This is a genomic window from Streptomyces sp. NPDC060184 (assembly GCF_042728795.1).
In the GTDB taxonomy this organism is placed as follows: Bacteria; Actinomycetota; Actinomycetes; order Streptomycetales; family Streptomycetaceae; genus Streptomyces.
This window is the reverse complement of record NZ_JBHWYX010000040.1, coordinates 52,803-69,713: the sequence shown is the minus strand read 5'-3', so window position 1 is coordinate 69,713 and position 16,911 is coordinate 52,803. Positions and strand designations below refer to the sequence as shown.

17 protein-coding genes are annotated in these 16,911 nt (G+C 72.7%); 7 read left to right on the top strand and 10 right to left on the bottom strand.

Features of this window, described 5'->3' with window-relative positions:
- Positions 1-153 precede the first annotated feature (153 nt).
- Positions 154-1,599 carry an argininosuccinate synthase gene (gene argG / locus ACFWEE_RS24790; protein WP_386892230.1) on the top strand — a complete coding sequence of 482 codons (1,446 nt, stop codon included), beginning with the start codon at positions 154-156 and terminating at the stop codon, positions 1,597-1,599.
- A gap of 89 nt (positions 1,600-1,688) precedes the next feature.
- Here argG and ACFWEE_RS24785 read toward each other — a convergent pair whose 3' ends face one another.
- Complete coding sequence (locus ACFWEE_RS24785; protein WP_386892228.1) at positions 1,689-2,372, bottom strand: alpha/beta fold hydrolase; 684 nt, start codon at positions 2,370-2,372, stop codon at positions 1,689-1,691.
- Positions 2,373-2,437: 65 nt separating this feature from the next.
- On the opposite strand from ACFWEE_RS24785, the gene ACFWEE_RS24780 reads away from it, so the two are divergent.
- Together ACFWEE_RS24780 and ACFWEE_RS24775 are read left to right on the top strand one after the other, a co-directional pair.
- Positions 2,438-3,265, top strand: coding sequence for a chitosanase (locus ACFWEE_RS24780; protein WP_386892226.1), 828 nt, complete (start codon positions 2,438-2,440; stop codon positions 3,263-3,265).
- Positions 3,266-3,838: 573 nt separating this feature from the next.
- Positions 3,839-4,675, top strand: coding sequence for a chitosanase (locus ACFWEE_RS24775; RefSeq protein ID WP_386892257.1), 837 nt, complete (start codon positions 3,839-3,841; stop codon positions 4,673-4,675).
- Positions 4,676-4,739: 64 nt separating this feature from the next.
- On the opposite strand, the gene ACFWEE_RS24770 is transcribed toward ACFWEE_RS24775, so the two are convergent.
- The 6 genes from ACFWEE_RS24770 to ACFWEE_RS24745 all read right to left on the bottom strand — a co-directional run bounded on the left by ACFWEE_RS24770 (position 4,740) and on the right by ACFWEE_RS24745 (position 9,074).
- The gene (locus ACFWEE_RS24770) at positions 4,740-6,128 is read right to left on the bottom strand and encodes an 8-oxoguanine deaminase (RefSeq protein ID WP_386892224.1); all 1,389 of its coding nucleotides are present in this window, start codon (positions 6,126-6,128) and stop codon (positions 4,740-4,742) included.
- A gap of 65 nt (positions 6,129-6,193) precedes the next feature.
- A complete protein-coding gene (pucL, locus tag ACFWEE_RS24765) occupies positions 6,194-7,162 on the bottom strand; it encodes a factor-independent urate hydroxylase (RefSeq protein WP_386892223.1) in 969 nt (322 codons plus the stop codon).
- Positions 7,163-7,326: 164 nt separating this feature from the next.
- Positions 7,327-7,707, bottom strand: a complete 381-nt coding sequence (gene uraH / locus ACFWEE_RS24760) for a hydroxyisourate hydrolase (RefSeq protein ID WP_386892255.1) — start codon at positions 7,705-7,707, stop codon at positions 7,327-7,329.
- A 5-nt stretch (positions 7,708-7,712) separates the two neighbouring features.
- Entirely contained in the window at positions 7,713-8,222 is a 510-nt protein-coding gene (gene uraD, locus ACFWEE_RS24755) for a 2-oxo-4-hydroxy-4-carboxy-5-ureidoimidazoline decarboxylase (protein WP_386892221.1), read from the bottom strand.
- Positions 8,223-8,403: 181 nt separating this feature from the next.
- Positions 8,404-8,715, bottom strand: a complete 312-nt coding sequence (locus ACFWEE_RS24750) for a helix-turn-helix domain-containing protein (RefSeq protein WP_386892253.1) — start codon at positions 8,713-8,715, stop codon at positions 8,404-8,406.
- Between the two features lie 104 nt (positions 8,716-8,819).
- On the bottom strand, positions 8,820-9,074 hold the full coding sequence (locus ACFWEE_RS24745) for a hypothetical protein (RefSeq protein ID WP_386892219.1): 255 nt from the start codon (positions 9,072-9,074) through the stop codon (positions 8,820-8,822).
- 316 nt (positions 9,075-9,390) lie between these two features.
- On the opposite strand from ACFWEE_RS24745, the gene ACFWEE_RS24740 reads away from it, so the two are divergent.
- The 3 genes from ACFWEE_RS24740 (at position 9,391) to ACFWEE_RS24730 (ending at position 11,132) form a co-directional block, all read left to right on the top strand.
- Positions 9,391-10,137: a hypothetical protein gene (locus tag ACFWEE_RS24740; protein ID WP_386892217.1), complete on the top strand. Its 747-nt coding sequence runs from the start codon at positions 9,391-9,393 to the stop codon at positions 10,135-10,137.
- 98 nt (positions 10,138-10,235) lie between these two features.
- The gene (locus ACFWEE_RS24735; RefSeq protein WP_386892215.1) at positions 10,236-10,859 is read left to right on the top strand and encodes a GNAT family N-acetyltransferase; all 624 of its coding nucleotides are present in this window, start codon (positions 10,236-10,238) and stop codon (positions 10,857-10,859) included.
- Between the two features lie 9 nt (positions 10,860-10,868).
- Positions 10,869-11,132 carry a hypothetical protein gene (locus tag ACFWEE_RS24730; RefSeq protein ID WP_386892213.1) on the top strand — a complete coding sequence of 88 codons (264 nt, stop codon included), beginning with the start codon at positions 10,869-10,871 and terminating at the stop codon, positions 11,130-11,132.
- A gap of 78 nt (positions 11,133-11,210) precedes the next feature.
- Here ACFWEE_RS24730 and ACFWEE_RS24725 read toward each other — a convergent pair whose 3' ends face one another.
- Both ACFWEE_RS24725 and ACFWEE_RS24720 read right to left on the bottom strand, forming a co-directional pair.
- Entirely contained in the window at positions 11,211-12,905 is a 1,695-nt protein-coding gene (locus tag ACFWEE_RS24725) for an AMP-binding protein (RefSeq protein ID WP_386892212.1), read from the bottom strand.
- Between the two features lie 108 nt (positions 12,906-13,013).
- Positions 13,014-14,180, bottom strand: a complete 1,167-nt coding sequence (locus ACFWEE_RS24720) for a winged helix DNA-binding domain-containing protein (protein ID WP_386892211.1) — start codon at positions 14,178-14,180, stop codon at positions 13,014-13,016.
- A 190-nt stretch (positions 14,181-14,370) separates the two neighbouring features.
- Between ACFWEE_RS24720 and ACFWEE_RS24715 the strand changes: the two genes are divergently transcribed.
- A complete protein-coding gene (locus tag ACFWEE_RS24715; protein ID WP_386892210.1) occupies positions 14,371-15,243 on the top strand; it encodes a DMT family transporter in 873 nt (290 codons plus the stop codon).
- A 100-nt stretch (positions 15,244-15,343) separates the two neighbouring features.
- On the opposite strand, the gene ACFWEE_RS24710 is transcribed toward ACFWEE_RS24715, so the two are convergent.
- Positions 15,344-16,870, bottom strand: coding sequence for an MFS transporter (locus ACFWEE_RS24710; RefSeq protein WP_386892208.1), 1,527 nt, complete (start codon positions 16,868-16,870; stop codon positions 15,344-15,346).
- Positions 16,871-16,911 lie beyond the last annotated feature (41 nt).

Below are 16,911 nucleotides of genomic sequence, written 5' to 3'. Positions count from 1 at the left end.
CGGCCGGAATCGGTAACCTTGAGTGACGAGACGGTCACTCCAAGGAGTTTTTGGGAGCACTTTGCTCGCCGTGCCCCCATCGAGTGCATCGAAGTGATCCACGACTCGGCCGACCGGGTTGCATGAACATGCATCGAAGTGCATACTTTTCCTATGTCTAAGGTAATGACCTCTCTGCCCGTCGGGGAACGCGTCGGTATCGCCTTCTCGGGCGGCCTCGACACCTCCGTCGCGGTCGCGTGGATGCGCGACAAGGGCGCGGCGCCGTGCACGTACACCGCCGACATCGGCCAGTACGACGAACCCGACATCGCCTCCGTGCCCGGGCGCGCCCACGCCTACGGGGCGGAGATCGCCCGGCTGGTCGACTGCCGGGCCGCCCTCGTCGAGGAAGGGCTCGCCGCGCTGACCTGCGGGGCCTTCCACATTCGTTCCGGCGGGCGCGCGTACTTCAACACCACCCCGCTCGGCCGGGCGGTCACGGGCACCATGCTCGTGCGCGCCATGCTGGAGGACAACGTCCAGATCTGGGGCGACGGCTCCACGTTCAAGGGCAACGACATCGAGCGGTTCTACCGCTACGGCCTGCTGGCCAATCCGTCGCTGCGCATCTACAAGCCCTGGCTGGACGCCGACTTCGTCACCGAGCTCGGTGGTCGCAAGGAGATGTCCGAGTGGCTGCTCGCCCACGGACTGCCCTACCGGGACAGCACGGAGAAGGCGTACTCCACCGACGCCAACATCTGGGGCGCCACCCACGAGGCCAAGACCCTCGAACACCTCGACACCGGCCTGGAGAGCGTCGACCCGATCATGGGCGTGCGATTCTGGGACCCGTCCGTCGAGATCGAGACCGAGGACGTCACCGTCGGCTTCGAGCAGGGCCGCCCGGTGACCATCAACGGCAAGGAGTTCGCCTCCGCCGTCGACCTGGTGCTGGAGGCCAACGCCATCGGCGGCCGGCACGGCCTGGGCATGTCCGACCAGATCGAGAACCGGATCATCGAGGCCAAGAGCCGCGGCATCTACGAGGCGCCGGGCATGGCCCTGCTCCACGCGTGCTACGAGCGCCTGGTCAACGCGATCCACAACGAGGACACCCTCGCCACCTACCACAACGAGGGGCGCCGCCTCGGCCGCCTGATGTACGAAGGCCGGTGGCTGGACCCGCAGGCGCTGATGATCCGCGAGTCGCTCCAGCGGTGGGTCGGCATGGCCGTCACCGGCGAGGTGACCCTGCGGCTGCGGCGCGGCGAGGACTACTCGGTCCTCAACACCTCCGGACCGGCGTTCAGCTACCACCCGGACAAGCTCTCCATGGAGCGCACCGAGGACTCGGCCTTCGGTCCGGTGGACCGCATCGGTCAGCTGACCATGCGCAACCTCGACATCGCGGACTCCCGCGCCAAGCTGGAGCAGTACGCCGCCATCGGCATGGTCGGCAGCTCCCACCAGGCGCTGATCGGCGCGCAGGCCGCGTCGACGCCGCTGATCGGCGCGATGCCCGAGGGCAACGCCCAGGAGATCGCCTCGCGCGGCGAGGCCCCCGGTGGCGACAAGCTGCTCGACAGCGCCGCCATGGAGTTCGGCGCCGACTGACGGCCGCACCCCGTGCGTGCGAGGGAGGCCCGGCGGGTTCGCCGGGCCTCCCTCGCGCGTCGGGCCTCTCCCGCCCGTCGGCCGCCGGATCAGCTGGTGAAGAACTCGCTGATCTGCTGGGCGACCTGGTCGGCGCGGGTCTCGTGCATCCGGTGCCCGCCGGGCACGGTGATCAGACGGCAGTCGGGGATGCGCGACGCCATCTCCGGCAGGAGCGCCTGCGGCAGGGCGCTCTCGGGGCCGCCCGCGACGATCATCGTGGGCGCGACGATCTCGCCCAGCGCCTCGGCCCACTCCGGGTCGGGTTCGGAGAGCTGGGCGTGGATCTCGGGTACGGCGTTCTCGTCGTAGTCGACCGGCCCCTCGGCGCGCCCCGCCGGCCCCGGGTCGCCGGGGAAGGGCGCGGGAGTCTCCACGAGGACGAGCCGTTCCACCCGGTCGGAGTGCTCCTCCGCCAGCAGCAGGGCGACCGAGCCGCCCATCCCGTGGCCCACCAGACCGACCCGGTCGAGCTCGCACTCGTCGAGGAAGCCCACCACGTCGTCCCGCATCTGCTCGAACGCGTACTCGTCCGGCCAGTCGCTCTCACCGTGCCCGCGCAGATCGAGGGCGTACACCCGCCATTCGGCGCCGAGCAGGGACCCGGTCGCCTCCCAGTCGGCGGACGAACCGCCGAGACCGTGCAGGAGGACGACCGGCGAGCCGAAGGGGTCGCCCCACGTCCGGTACGCCAGCCGCACATCGCCGACATCCACAACAGACTGATCTTCCATGCCCCTGACGCTACAGCCGGTGGGCGGGGTGACATGCCCTCACCCCGGCCTGGCAGGCTTACGGGGTGAACCGCACCGTCCGGCCCGCCGCCCGCCGCTCCCTCGCGACCCTCTCCGTGGCCCTGCTGGCCGCCTCTGTGCTGACCGCCTGTTCCGGTGCGGACGAGAAACCCGAGAAGGGGCTCGACGACCCGGCGAAGAAACGGATCGCCATGGAGCTCGTCTCCAGCGCGGAGAACTCCACCCTGGACTGGCGGGGCCAGTACAAGTACATCGAGGACATCCACGACGGCCGCGGCTACACCGGCGGCATCATCGGATTCTGCTCCGGCACCGGCGACATGCTCGACGTGGTGGAGCGGTACACGAAGGACCGCCCCGGCAACGCCCTCGCCCGGTTCATTCCGGCCCTGCGGGCGGTCGACGGAACCCCCTCGCACGCCGGTCTCGGCACGCCGTTCACCGAGGCGTGGACCGCCGCCGCGAAGGACTCCGCCTTCCGCGACGCGCAGGACGCCGTGCTGGACGAGGGGTACTTCGACCCGGCGGTCGACCGGGCCGAGAAGGACGGGCTCAGCGCCCTGGGGCAGTTCATCTACTACGACGCGTACGTCATGCACGGCGCCGGCGACACCGAGGGCACGGTCGGCTTCGCTTCCATCCGCCGCCAGGCACTCGCCGTCGCCGACACCCCGGCCGAGGGCGGCGACGAGGAGACCTGGCTCAACGCCTTCCTCGACGCCCGGGTGGCCGCCATCGCCAAGGAGCCCTCGCACACCGACACCAGCCGGATCGAGACGGCCCAGCGCCGGTTCGTGCGGGAGGGCAAGCTCCAGCTGGAGACCCCGCTGCGCTGGAAGGTGTACGGGGAGAGCTTCCGGATCGACGACTGAACCGGCCGGCGACGGACCGCCCCGAGGCGGAGGCGCGGCGGGCGCCCGATGCGTCCGGCGCCCTTCCGCGCGCGCCGGTCCGCTCCGCCGACGCCCCCGTGCTCCCGTACGCGGTCGCTCGCCTCCGCCCGCCCGTGACACTTCGGCGCCCCACCCCGTTGGCGCCACGGAGGCGGACGTTCCGGTGCACCGGTACGGAGGCGGTGCACCGGCACGAGCGCAGCGAGCGTACGGCCCGCCCCTCCCCAGAACCGCCCCGCACCGCGCCAGCCGAGCGGTGCGGGGCTCCCGGGACGGCCGGTCCCCCGCCGATGGCAGCCCCACGGGACCACCCGCTCCCGCCCGCCCCGACCCGGGCGGGTGACACGGCGTCGCCACCGGAACGGGAGACCGTCGGGACACGAAAAGGCCTGATAGGAAGCTCGCGACAGAGCAGACGATCAACGTGTCTCCGATGGAGGACAGGTGCCTCACCCCCAGGCCGATGCCACGTTCCGCAGTCGCGGCACCTCCCCCGGTCCGGCCGCCGGGGCCCGCCCCGCAGCCACCGGCCGCCGTACCGCACTCCCCTCGGTGGCCGTGGCCACCGCCCTCGGACTCGCCCTCACCGTCGCCCCGGCCAGCGCCCTGGCAGACTCTCCGACCCAGGAGGTGGCGATGCGTCACGAAGCGTTCCGGCCGGTCCGAGCGGCCCCCACGGTGGGGCTGGACGACCCGGCGAAGAAGGAGATCGCCATGCAGCTGGTCTCCAGCGCGGAGAACTCCTCGCTGGACTGGCGGGACCAGTACAAGTACATCGAGGACATCGGCGACGGCCGCGGCTACACCGGCGGCATCGTCGGCTTCTGCTCCGGCACCGGCGACATGCTGGGGGTGGTGGAGCTCTACACCGAGCGCGCCCCGGGCAATCTCCTCGCGCCGTTCCTGCCCGCGCTGCGCGAAGTCGACGGAACCGACTCGCACGAGGGTCTCGGCTCCCGGTTCACCTCGGCCTGGGAGCAGGCCGCGCTGACCGATCCGGTCTTCCGCGAGGTGCAGGACGACGAGCGCGACCGGGTGTACTTCGACCCGGCCGTGAAGCAGGCGAAGGCCGACGGGCTCGGCACGCTCGGCCAGTTCGCGTACTACGACGCGCTCGTCATGCACGGCGAGGGCGACGACAGCGCGAGCTTCGGCGCCATCCGCAAGAGGGCGCTCGCCTCGGCCCAGCCGCCGTCGAAGGGCGGCGACGAGACAGTCTACCTGAACGCCTACCTCGACGCCCGGGTGTGGGCCATGCGGCAGGAAGCGGCCCACTCCGACACGACCCGGGTCGACACCGCGCAGCGGGTCTTCCTGCGCAACGGCAACCTCGGCCTGAACCCACCGCTCGACTGGAAGGTGTACGGGGACAGTTACCACATCGGCTGACGCGGTGTCAGCCCTCGTCCGGCCGGGGGCCGGGCCCGGCCGGACGGGCCGCGCGCCGGGGAGATCAGCCCCCGGCCGCGAGCCGGGCGAGGCGCCTGGCCTCGTCGCGGGTGGCGACGGCGACGGCGTCCTCGTCCACGGTCGTCAGACGGCCGTTCTCCACGACCGGCCTGCCGCCGACGAGCGACAGGGTGACGGGAGCAGCCGCGCCGAGGACGAGAGCCGCGACCGGGTCGGCGATGGAGGCGTGGGCGAGGGTGTCCATCCGCCAGAGCACCAGGTCGGCGAGTTTCCCGGCTTCGAGGGAGCCGATCTGGTCGGCCCGTCCGAGCACCCGGGCACCGCCGTACGTACCGAGCCTCAATGACTGACGTGCTGTCAACGCGCGTTCCCGGTGCGGCCCCAGACGGTTGACCAGGACGGCGTTGCGCAGTTCGGTGTGGAGTTCGCCGGACTCGTTCGACGCGGTGCCGTCGACGCCGAGGCCGACCGCGACGCCGGCCGCGAGCATGTCCGGCACCCGGGCGATCCCGGCCGCGAGACGGGCGTTGGAGGAGGGGCAGTGCGCGACGCCCGTACCGGTACGCGCGAACGCGGCGATGTCGGAGTCGTTCATGTGGACGCAGTGGGCCATCCACACGTCCTCGCCGAGCCAGCCGGTGGACTCGAAGTAGTCCGTCGGCCCCATCCCGAACAGCTCCTTGCAGAACTGCTCCTCCTCCACGGTCTCCGAGCCGTGGGTGTGCAGCCGCACCCCCTTGGCACGCGCCAACTCCGCCCCCTGTCGCATCAGTTCGGTGGAGACGGAGAAGGGGGAGCAGGGCGCGACGGCCACTTGCGTCATCGCGCCGAACGACGGGTCGTGGTGGGCGTCGACGGCCGCGGCGGTGGCTTCGAGCGCGCCGTCGAGCGTCTCGACGGCGAAGTCCGGCGGCAGCCCGCCGTCCTTCTGCCCGCGGTCCATGGAGCCCCGGGCGAGAGTGAACCGTACGCCGGTGTCCCGGGCGGCGCCGATGATCGCACCGGACAGGTCTCCGGCCCCCCGGGGGAAGACGTAGTGGTGGTCCATGGCGGTGGTGACGCCGCCGCGCGCCATCATCGCCAGCGAGCCGCGCGCCGCCGCGCTGACCATGGGCTCGTCGATGCGGGCCCAGGTCGGGTAGAGCGCGACGAGCCAGTCGAAGAGGTTGTGGTCGGTGGCCAGACCCCGGGTGATCCACTGGTAGAAGTGGTGGTGGGTGTTGACGAGCCCGGGTGTGACCAGGTGGCCGGTGCCGTCGATGCGGCGGACCACGTTCGCCAGCCCCTCGGGGGCGCGGCCCGCGCCGACGGACTCGATGCGGTCGCCCGCGACGACGACATGGCCGTCGGCGTACTCGGTGTCGTGCGCGTCGACGGTGGCGATCGCGCAGTTCTCAATGACGAGGCGCTGCGGCCCTGCCGGATCGGTCATCGTGCTTCCTTCGTCAAGTGCGGTGCGGGCGAACGGTGTTGTACGGCTCGTACCCCGTCGTTCGCTCAGAGGTTGGTGAGGTCCGCCGGGATCGACTGCGTGGCGTCTTCGCGCAGCACGGTGGCCTCGATCAGTCCGTAGGGGCGGTCGGCGGCGAGGTACACGGCGCCGTCCCCGGAGGCGTTGTCGAGCCCGAACGGTTCCAGGTCGACCAGGAAGTGGTGCTTGTTCGGCAGCGAGAAGCGGATCTCGTCGATCTCGGCGCGGTTCTCGATGACCCGGGTGCCCATCTGATGGAGCGTCTGCTGGAGGGAGAGGGAGTACGTCTCGGCGAACGCCCGGAGCAGGTGCGCGCGGGCCTGCTCCCAGGACTCCTCCCAGCGGGGCATCTCCTCGGCGTCGTCCGACCAGCTGTACCGCCACCGGGCGGAGACGTCGGTGGCGAGGATGCGGTCGTACGCCTCCTTGAGGGTGGTGTACCGGTCCTTCGCGTAGCCCCAGAACTCGGAGTCGGTGGAGTTCAGGACGGTGAGGTCCTTCACCCCGGAGATCACCTCCCAGCGCTCGCCGTCGTAACGGATCTGCGTGGTGCGGACCTCCTGCCCCTTCCGCACGAAGGAGTGGCGCGGGGTGTCCGGGCCGGTGGCGGCGGGGTCCTCGATGCGTTCCCAGGCGTACTCCTCGACGCGCACGCGCGCCCGGGCGATCGCGGGCTGGGAGCGGACGAAGTGCCGGGCGAGGTGGATGCCGAACTGCTCGGCGGAGTCGATGCCGTGCTCCTTGGCGAACGCGTACACCGTGTTCTTCATGGTGTCGGTCGGCAGCACGTGGGCGTTGTCGCCGGAGATGTGGACCTCGTCCAGGTCGCCGGAGAGGGAGACCGAGACGTTGAGGTCCTTGATGTGGTGGGTGGCGCCGTCGCGCACGATCTTGACGACCCGGTTCTCGGCCTTGCCGTACTGGTTCTGGCCGAGCACCACGGTGCGGGGCCGGGGAGGGGCGACCTCGGAGGACTGCTGGGCGTGCGTGGTCATGGGTGCCGGGACCTTTCTGCGGGAAGCGGGAGGCGGCGCCGTCAGGGGTGCGGGCCCGGGGGCGTAGGGAGAAGGGCGGGATGCGCGGGGATGCGTACGGGTACGGCGAGCCGCCCCGCCGCGGGGTGTTCGCACCGGCGACGGGGTGGGCCGCGGGCAGGCCCTCAGCTCCCCCGGTAGACGGAGTAGCCGAACGGGCTGAGCAGCAGCGGTACGTGGTGGTGCTCGCCCGGACGGACGGCGAAGGTGATCGCCACCTCCGGAAAGAACGTTCCACCATCGGCCGGCGGAGCGGCCGGTCCCTCCGCCTCCGGGGCGAAGTACGCGCCGGTGTCGAAGTCGAGCCGCACCTGGGCCGCCCCCTCGGGAAGGACGGGCAGGTCCGCGCAGCGGCCGTCCGCGTCCGTCACCGAGCCGCCGAGGGGCGTCCACCCGGCGTCGGCGTCGGGGCGGGTGGCGAGGCGGACGGGGACGGAGGCCGCAGGACGGCCGATGCTGGTGTCCAGGACGTGCGTGGACACCGAGGCGGTGGTGTCGGAACTCAGGACCCTCACTCCCCTTCGGTCATGAGGCGGGTCAGCCGGATACGGTTGATCTTGCCCAGCTCGATGCGCACGATCGCGCTCTCCCGCTCGGGCGTGTTCCCCGTACGGGCCCGCAGCGCGTCGCGCATCTGCCCGGCGGTCGCCCCGGTGGCGCAGATCAGGAAGACATGGCCGAAGCGCTCCTGGTAGGCCAGGTTCAGTTCGAGCATCTCGGCCCTGAGGGCGTCGGAGGCGCCCGCCATCCCGCGCTGTTCCCGCGCGGACACGGGGTCGCCGGGTTTCGGCCGCCCGATCGGCGGATGACCGGCCATCGCCTCGGCCAGGTCGTCCGCGGACAGCACGGCGGTGGCCGTGTCGCTCGCGGTGAGCAGGTCGTCGGCGGTGGCGAAGGGGTGCCGCGCGAGGAGGGCGGCGCCCCAGGCACCGCTGGAGCAGATCTCGGTCAGTACGTCGGCGACTTCGTCGTGCGCCAGGGCGTTGAACCGGGCCAGGCCCGGTGGGGAGCTCGATGTCACGGAGCCTCCGCGCTGATCGTCGCTGTGTCTAGCTGTGCGCCGTGCGGGCTGCGAACAGCTAACGCCCCCGCGCGACGCCGCGTCAACACTTTGTTGAAATTGGCCTGTCGGGGTCGGGGGCGTCCCGCGTTCCGTGCCGGGCGGTTCCCTCGGGGGCCCGCGTACCGTGCGCGCGGCTCCCTCAGGCTCCCTTCTCACGGTTGAGGTAGTTGTAGACGGTGAAGCGGCTGACCCCCAGGGCGCTCGCCACCGTCTCCACCCCGTGCCGTACGGCGAACGCGCCCCGGGCCTCCAGGGTGCGGACCACGGACTGCTTCGCCCGGCGGTCCAGTCCGGCCAGCGGCCCGCCGTACGTCCGCTCCATCGCGGAGAGGATGTGGTCCAGGGATTCCGAGAGCTGCGGCAGCCGTACGGCCAGGACGTCCTGGCCCTCCCACGCGAGCACCACGTCGTCCGGCCGCGCCCGTCCGACGTCCACCAGTTCCGCGCCCATCGCGTCGGCCAGCGGCTTCACGGCGGCGACCAGCGGGTGGTCCGGGGCGGGGTGCTCCGGGGCGGGGTGCTCCGGGGCGGGGGGCTCCGGGGCGGGGCCGGCACTCACCGCTCCTCCCCCTCACCGATGACGTTCACCTGGAACGAGATCCGGGTGGCCCCGGCCGCGAGGGTGCGCCGGAGCAGGGTGTCCACGGCGGCCAGCACCACGTCCGCACCGCCCTCCGCCGTGTTGCCGAAGGGCCCGACGTCCACCCTGTCCAGCGGGGCCGCGCCGATGACCTCGCGGGCCACCACCGCGTGGGCCGGGGCCTCGTCGAGATCGAAGGGTTCGGTGGTGAATTCCACCCTCAGACGCACGGTGCCTCCCCAGGGGTCCCGGCCGGCGTGCGGCCCGGCTCGGCCCCGACTGTAACGCGACCCCAGAACAGCCCCGGACCGGCCCCGGGCCGACCCCGGACCGGCTCAGGAACAGCCCCAGAACGGCTCCGACGGCCCGGATCGGCCGAAAAGCCGCGCCAAACGCCTTACCGGGGACCGGACTCTGGAGGACGATGTGCACAGGCGGACGCCGGGCGGGGAACGGAACGGTCCGAGGCTCCTCCCTCCGCCGTCCGCAACCCACTCAGCCACAGAACGCCGCGTCGGTTCCCGGGCGCCGGCGGAAGGAGACGCTGTGGAGCCTGTGCGCGTGCGCTGCCCCGCCTGTCTGCGTGACCACCCGTTCGTGATCCCGGTCTACTCCTGTCCCTGCGGCGCCCCCACCGCGCTGCGAACGGTGCGCGGGGCGCCCGCCGCCGTGATCACCCGGCGCGTCTGGGCGGACTGCTGGGTCACCGCGCGCTGCGCCGCCTGCGGGCGCGACGACCACTGGCCGCAGCCCGAACTGGGCTGCCCCTGCGGTACGGTCCTGCGCGTCCCGGTCCGTACGGAGTTCCCCGCGGCCCCCGCACCGGACGCGGAACCGGAAGCCGGCGGGAAGCCGGGAACCGGCGCCGAGCCACCGGCGCACATCCCGCTCCCCCGCACCGCGCCCCCGCCGCGCCCGCCCTTCGAGCCCCTGCCGATCCACACCGCGCGGGACGCGGTGACGGCGGCCGGGCTGTACCTCGGCTGGCTCGGATTCCAACGGGTCGTCCAGCCGCTCGAACGCCCCGTCTCACGCGTCGACCTGCGGGCGGACGGGGCGCTCGCGCAGGTCGAGACCTCGACCTGTCCGACCGGGGTGCGGGAGATCGAATGCCTCTGGCTGAACGCGCTGAGCGAGTCCGTCTCCGGGGTCTTCTTCTCGCTCGCGGGATACGACGAGGCGGCCACCCGGCGCGCGGACCTGGTGTCGATGCCGCTGTTCGTCATGGACCTCACCGGTACCCCGCGGCCGGTCAACGGCGCCGCCGAGGATCTGCTCGGCGCGGGGGCGTAAGCGGCGTCGGGGCCGGGCACCGGCGCTGCCGGGTGCGTCCGGCCCCGACTTCCGGAGTCCCTGCACCCCGGCGGGCCGGCGCTCGCCATACTGGCCGTATGCGCATCCGCTCCGCCAGACGCTCCGATCTCCGCCGCCTCCAGGACATCGAGCGCGCCGCAGGGGAACCGTTCAGAGCCCTCGGAATGGCAGACGTCGCCGACGACGAACCGCCGCCCCTCGAACTGCTGGAGAGTTACCGGGCCGCCGGACGCTGCTGGGTGGCGGCCCACCCCCACGCCCCCGTGGACGAGAGACCTGTCGGCTATCTGATCGCGGACCCGGTGGACGGCGCCGCCCACATCGAACAGGTGTCGGTCGATCCGTCCGCGGCCCGGCTGGGCATCGGCCGGGCACTCATCGACCATGTGGCCGTGTGGGCGGAGGGGCAGGGCCTCACCGCGCTCACCCTGACGACCTTCTCCGACGTCCCGTGGAACGCGCCGTACTACGCGCGCATCGGCTTCACCGTACTGCGCGAGGACCAACTCACCGACGGGCTGCGGCGGATCAGGGCCGAGGAGGTGGGCAGCGGGCTGGACCGCCGCCCCCGCGTCTGCATGCGTCGCGCCCCGGCCCGGATCGTGCTGCCCCGGCCTTCCGGGCTGACGGCGGTCGCCCCGGGCCCCTCGCGGGGACCGGCCCTCACCCCTCGGACCGACGTTGTCAGTGGCGAACGCTAGCGTGTGCGCATGGCTTTGACCTCCCGTCACTCGTCCTCCGGTTCCCCCGCCCCTCGCTCGGCCGATCCCGCCGGCCCGACCGGGGCAGCGGCCCCCGCGCCCGGCCGTGAGCGTCCCGCGAGCCCGTCCGCCGTCGAGACCAACGAGGCCATCCGGGCCCTCGTGGACTCCCGTGCCGGACGCGACTGGTCCTCCGAGGCGTACGAGGTCCTGCTCATCGAATGGGCGGCGGCGACCCGGGGGTCGGCCACGGACATGGTCGAGGCCGCCTGAGGCGCGGAGAGACGGAGGGGCGGCTCACCGCGCTCCCCCGCCTCCCGACGACGCGGGTCGGCCCCGCCCCGCCCCGGTTCACCGCAGGTCGCCCTCGGTGTACTCCGTACCGGTCGCGCGGGCGGTCCGCTCGCGCAGTTCGACCCGGCGGATCTTGCCGGAGATGGTCTTCGGCAGCTCCGCGAACTCCAGCCTGCGCAGGCGCTTGTACGGGGCGAGGACGGCCCGGGAGTGCTCGAACAGCACCTTCGCGGTGTCCGGCCCCGGCTCCCAGCCCTCGGCGAGCACGACGTACGCCTTCGGCACCGAGAGCCGGACCGGATCGGGGGCGGGCACGACCGCGGCCTCGGCGACCGCCTCGTGCTCCAGCAGGGCGCTCTCCAGCTCGAAGGGAGAGATCTTGTAGTCGGAGGACTTGAAGACGTCGTCGGACCGTCCGATGTAGGTGATGTACCCGTCCTCGTCGCGGGAGCCGATGTCACCGGTGCGGTAGTAGCCGCCCGCCATCGCTTCGGCCGTGCGCTCCGGGTCCCCGTGGTAGCCGGTCATCAGACCGACCGGGGCCGCGGAGAGATCGAGGGAGATCTCCCCTTCCGTGGCACCGGGTTCGCCGGTGACCGGGTCGAGCAGCTCGACCTTGTAGCCGGGGGTGGGGCGCCCCATCGAACCGGCCTTCACCCGCTGGCCCGGCGAGTTGGCGACCTGGACGGCGGTCTCGGTCTGCCCGAAGCCGTCCCGGACGGTCACGCCCCACGCCCGCCGCACGGTCTCGATGACCTCGGGATTGAGCGGCTCACCGGCGGCGGCGACCTCGCGCGGCGGGTTGGCGAGCTGGGTGAGGTCGGCCTGGATGAGCATCCGCCAGACGGTCGGCGGCGCGCAGAAGCTGGTGATGCCCGACCGGTCCATCTCGGCCATCAGCCGACTCGCGTCGAAACGCTGGTAGTTGAAGATGAAGACGGTCGCCTCGGCGTTCCAGGGGGCGAACAGGTTGGACCAGGCGTGCTTGGCCCAGCCGGGCGAGGAGATGTTCAGGTGGACGTCTCCGGGCCGCAGCCCGATCCAGTACATCGTCGCCAAGTGGCCCACGGGGTACGACACATGGGTGTGCTCCACCAGCTTGGGGCTGGCGGTCGTGCCGGAGGTGAAGTACAGCATCAACGGCTCGTCGGGGAACGTCTCGCGGTCCGGTACGTACACCTCGGAGTGCTCGTCGGCGCCCGCGTAGGAGAGCCAGCCCTCAGGGACCCGGGCGCCGTCGCCCGCGCCGCCCACCGCCATGCGCGTGTAGGAGCCGGGCACGTCGTCGAACTTGCCGGTGTCCTCCGCGCGCACGATCACATGGCGGACCCGGCCCCGGTCGACGCGGTCGCGGAGGTCGACCGGTCCGAGCTGCGGGGTGGCGGGGATGACGACGGCGCGCAGTTTCATGGCGGCAAGTGCGGTCTCCCACAGTTCGACCTGGTTGCCGAGCATGACGAGGACGCGGTCGCCTTCGCGCACGCCCTGCGCGGCGAGCCAGTTGGCCGCCTGGCTGGACCGGGCCGACATCCGGGCGAAGGAGGTCTCGCTGCGGCGTCCGTCCTCTTCCACGATGTGCAGGGCGGTACGGTCGTTGCCCTCGGCGATCACGTCGAACCAGTCGAGCGCCCAGTTGAAGCGGTCGGGGCGGGGCCACCGGAATCCCTCGTAGGCGGTCGCCCAGTCCTCACGGTGCTGGAGCAGGAAGTCCCGGGCGGCCCGGAACGTCCCGGTCGCGCTGGTCGCCGACATGTGTCCTCCTCGTTGTGGACCCGAACTCGTTGTGGACCCGAACCGGTCGCCTCACCCGATTCAACCAGCCCCTCCTGCCACAGGACCCCGTCCGTCACCGGGGGAGGTTCACCCGCCGGAGTGCCCGAAGTCCACGAAGTCGGCGAAGCGGACATCGTGCGTGCCCGCGTCCGACATCACGGTCAGCAGGCGTACGGCCTCCTCGGTGACGGCCTCCCGGTCCGCGCGGCCGAGCCGCCCCAGCGCCTGGACGGTGGCGGTCGCGGTGTCGTCCGTACGGTCGAGGCGCCAGATCGCGGCGAGGAACCCGTCGACGAGCACGGTCCCGTACGCCTGGTTCCCCTTGCCGTTGCGCCCGCTGAACTCGGCCGGAATGATCCGGGTACGGTCGGCGTGACCGAGGAGGACGTTGTCGAACTCGGGCAGGAAGCGCGGCGGGGCGGGGACGTCGGAGCCCGGACGCGGGGCGTCGGGGAGGTCGAAGAGCTCGGCACCGTGCTCGTCGCGGAAGGTGACGAGCTGTGGCCGCAGCCGGTCGAAGACCTCGCGCATCCGGGTGAGCCCGGCCCAGCTCTGCAGGTCCTTCACGGAGGCGGGGCCGAAGGCCGCGAGGTAGCGCAGCACCAGGGTGTCGGGGTCCGGCGCGGCCCGCTCGGAGCGGCCGAGCCAGTGCTCCAGCGTGGTGAGCGTGACCTGCCCGCTCCGCCCCCAGAGGCCCCGGGGCGTGGTCTGCGCCAGCGGGAGCGCGCAGCGGGCCGCCACGGTGAGGGCGAGCGGGTCGGCGTCCGGCCATTCGGCGAGGAGCGCGGTGCGCAACTCCTTGACCGTGCGGGGCCGTTCCTCGACGAGTGCCCGGCTGATCTCCTTGAGCCGGTCGAGGTCCACCCCGGTGAGCCGCTGCCGGAAGAGCCTCAGCTCGCGGTCGCGGGCCGGCTGGACGAGCGGCCGGACGGTGAGGGCGTCGTCGGCGGTGTGGGTGTGGATGGTCGAGCGCAGGGTGACGATCCGTACGACCTCACGCGACTCCATCAGCGCGGAGAGGCCGGCGGGGGCGAAGCCGGCGAGGCGCGAGAAGAGCTGGAAGTAGGGCGGCCGGGTGTTCTGCGCCTGGAGTCCGACGAGGTGGGCGACGGCGTCCTTCGGGAGCATCTCCGAGCGTTCGAGCAGGAGTTGACGGTGGAGCGTGGCCCGGTTCAGTGCCCGGGCGGAGAGCACGGCCGGGCGCACCGGCCCGGGGGTCGGGCGGGGTCCGGGAGGGTTCTTCTGGGCGGCCATGTCCGGCACGGTACGCGGACTCGCGGACGGTTCCGGTCCGCGAGGAGGGTCAACGGCCCGGTGTTCCGCCCGGCGGCCGGAGGAGGGGCGGCTTCGGACCGCCGACGCACTCGGACGGTTCTGGACCGCCGACACACTCGGGTGGCCCGTGTGACCGGGGCGGAAGCGCTCCCGCCCGCATGATGGACCGGTGATCAGCGTCCTGTTCGCCGTCCTGACCGCGCTCAGCAACGGCGCCGCCTCGGTTCTCCAGCGGCGGGCGGCCGTCAACGTGCCGGACTCCGCGGCGATGCGGCTCTCCCTGTTTCGCCATCTGCTGCGCCAGAAGGTGTGGCTCGGCGGGATCGCGCTGGTGATCGTCGCCGCCGTCTGCCAGGCCGTGGCGCTCGCGACCGGGCCGATCGCGGTGGTGCAGCCGATCTTCGTGATCGAGCTCCCCTCCACCCTGCTGCTGGCCGGGTTCGTGATGCGCGTCCAGGTCCCGCGCCAGGTCTGGTACGGCGTCGCGGCCGTGACGACCGGTCTGGCCCTCGGCATGGCGTCGGCGGCTCCGGGCGGGGGCCACGACACCGTCCGGGGCACCGCCTGGGTGGTGGCGCTCCTGGTCACCGGGATCTTCGAGGCGGCCCTGATCGTGGCGGCCCTGGTCTCCCGGCGCAACGTCCGTGCGGCGCTCCTCGGGCTCGCCGCCGCCTGCGGCTACGCGCTGACGGCGGCTCTGATGAAGGACGCCATGGGCCGCCTGGACGGCTCCGGCGGGGTGACCCGACTGCTCGCCGCGTGGCAGCTCTACGCCACGGCGGCGGCCGGGGTCGGAGCGCTGTACCTGCTCCAGAACGCCCTTCAGGCGGGCACGCTGGTGGCGGTCCAGCCGATGCTGACGCTCGGCGACGCGCTGATCAGCATCCTGTACGGGGTGACGCTCTTCGGCGAGACGCTGCGCACCGGATGGTGGCTGCTGCCGGAGCTGGTGGCGGTCGTCCTGATCGGCGCGGGCTGCCTGGAGCTCTCCCGGTCGCCGCTCGCCTCCGGGAACCCGCTGCCCCCGCCCCGCGTGAAGTAGCGGTTCCCGGGCGGGCGGCGGACACCCGCCGGTCGTGCCGCGCCCGCCGCGCCCCGTCCGTCACACCCGCCCGTCGTGCCGCGCCTGCCGTGCCCGTCCGTCACGCCCCTCCGGTCGCCCCCGCCCCCGTGCCCGTACGCCTGCCGTGACGGCGTCCGGCCACCACGTCGGCGATCGCGGCGAGGAGTCCGGCGCAGACGAAGGCGACCGAGACGATGAGGCCGTGGTCGTACGCCGTGGCCCATCCGTCGCCGGTGACCTGGGCGAAGAAGACGGACCCGACCGCGGCGATGCCGATCGCGGAGCCGACGCGCTGGCCGGTCTGCAGCGTCCCGCCCGCGCTGCCCGCGTGGGCCACCGGTACGTCGGAGAGGGTGAGCGTCTGGTTGGGGGCGATGACCAGCCCGCTGCCGATGCCGCCGAACAGCAGGGGAGCGGCCATCGCCCAGCCCGCGTTGTGCCCCGGCACCTGGTGCACGGCGAGGGCCGTTCCGGCGAGACCGATCGCCACCATGCCCAGTCCCACGACGACCAGCGGGCGCCCGAACCGGCCCACCAGCCGGCCGCCGATCATGGCCGAGAGGCCCGAGCCGACCGCGAACGGGGAGATGGACAGGCCCGCCTGGAGGGCGCTGTAGCCCAGCCCGGCCTGGAGGTAGAGCGTGGTGACGAAGAAGATCGAGGTGAACCCGGCGAAGTACAGCAGGATCAGCAGACAGCCCAGCCAGTACGAGCGCAGCCGGAAGAGCGACAGGTCCAGCACCGGCTGCGTACCTCCGCCCGCGCAACGCGCCTCCCAGGCGACGAAGGCGGCGAGCAGCGCCGCGGCGCCGAGGAGCAGCAGCCATTTCCCGTCGCCGTGCCACTGCTGGGCCTGGACGAAGGGCAGCAGCAGGCAGAGCACGCCCGCGCCGAGCAGCAGCACACCGAACGGGTCCAGGTCGCGGGCGCGCACCTTGCCGGCCGACGGGGTGTCCGGCAGGAGCTTGCGGGCCAGCAGCAGGCAGACCACGCCGAGCGGAAGGTTGACGTAGAAGACCCAGCGCCAGCCCTCCTCCGCTCCGGCCAACTGGATCAGCAGCCCGCCGAGCAGCGGTCCCACGGCGGTGGAGATGCCGACGACCGTGCCGAACATCCCGAAGGCCCGGCCGCGTTCGCGCCCGGAGAACATCTGCTGGATCAGGGCGGAGATCTGGGGCGAGAGCAGGCCGCCCGCGAGCCCCTGGACCAGCCGGGCGACCACCAGCCAGAGGCTGGACTGGGCGGCCCCGCAGGCGGCGGAGGAGAGCGTGAAGAGGGCGAGCCCGAGCATGAACACCGGGCGCCGCCCCCGCGCGTCGCCGAGCCGCCCGGCCGGGATCAGGAAGAGCCCGAAGGCGAGGGCGTAGCCGGAGAGCACCCACTGGAGGTCCGATTCGGGTGTGTGCAGCCCTTCCTTGATGGAGGGCAGCGCCACGTTGACGATCGACACGTCCAGCAGGGTCATGAACCCGGCCACCAGGCAGACCGCGAGGGCCCGCCACCGGTGGGGGTCGGGTTCCCCCTGCCCGGAGCCGCGGGAGCCGGAGGGGGAACCGGGAGGCGTACCGCGCCCCTGCGGACCGGGACGCGCCGCGCTCGGAGTCATGCTCCGGACCCTACGGGGTGTCCCGCCGTCCTCGGCGGATC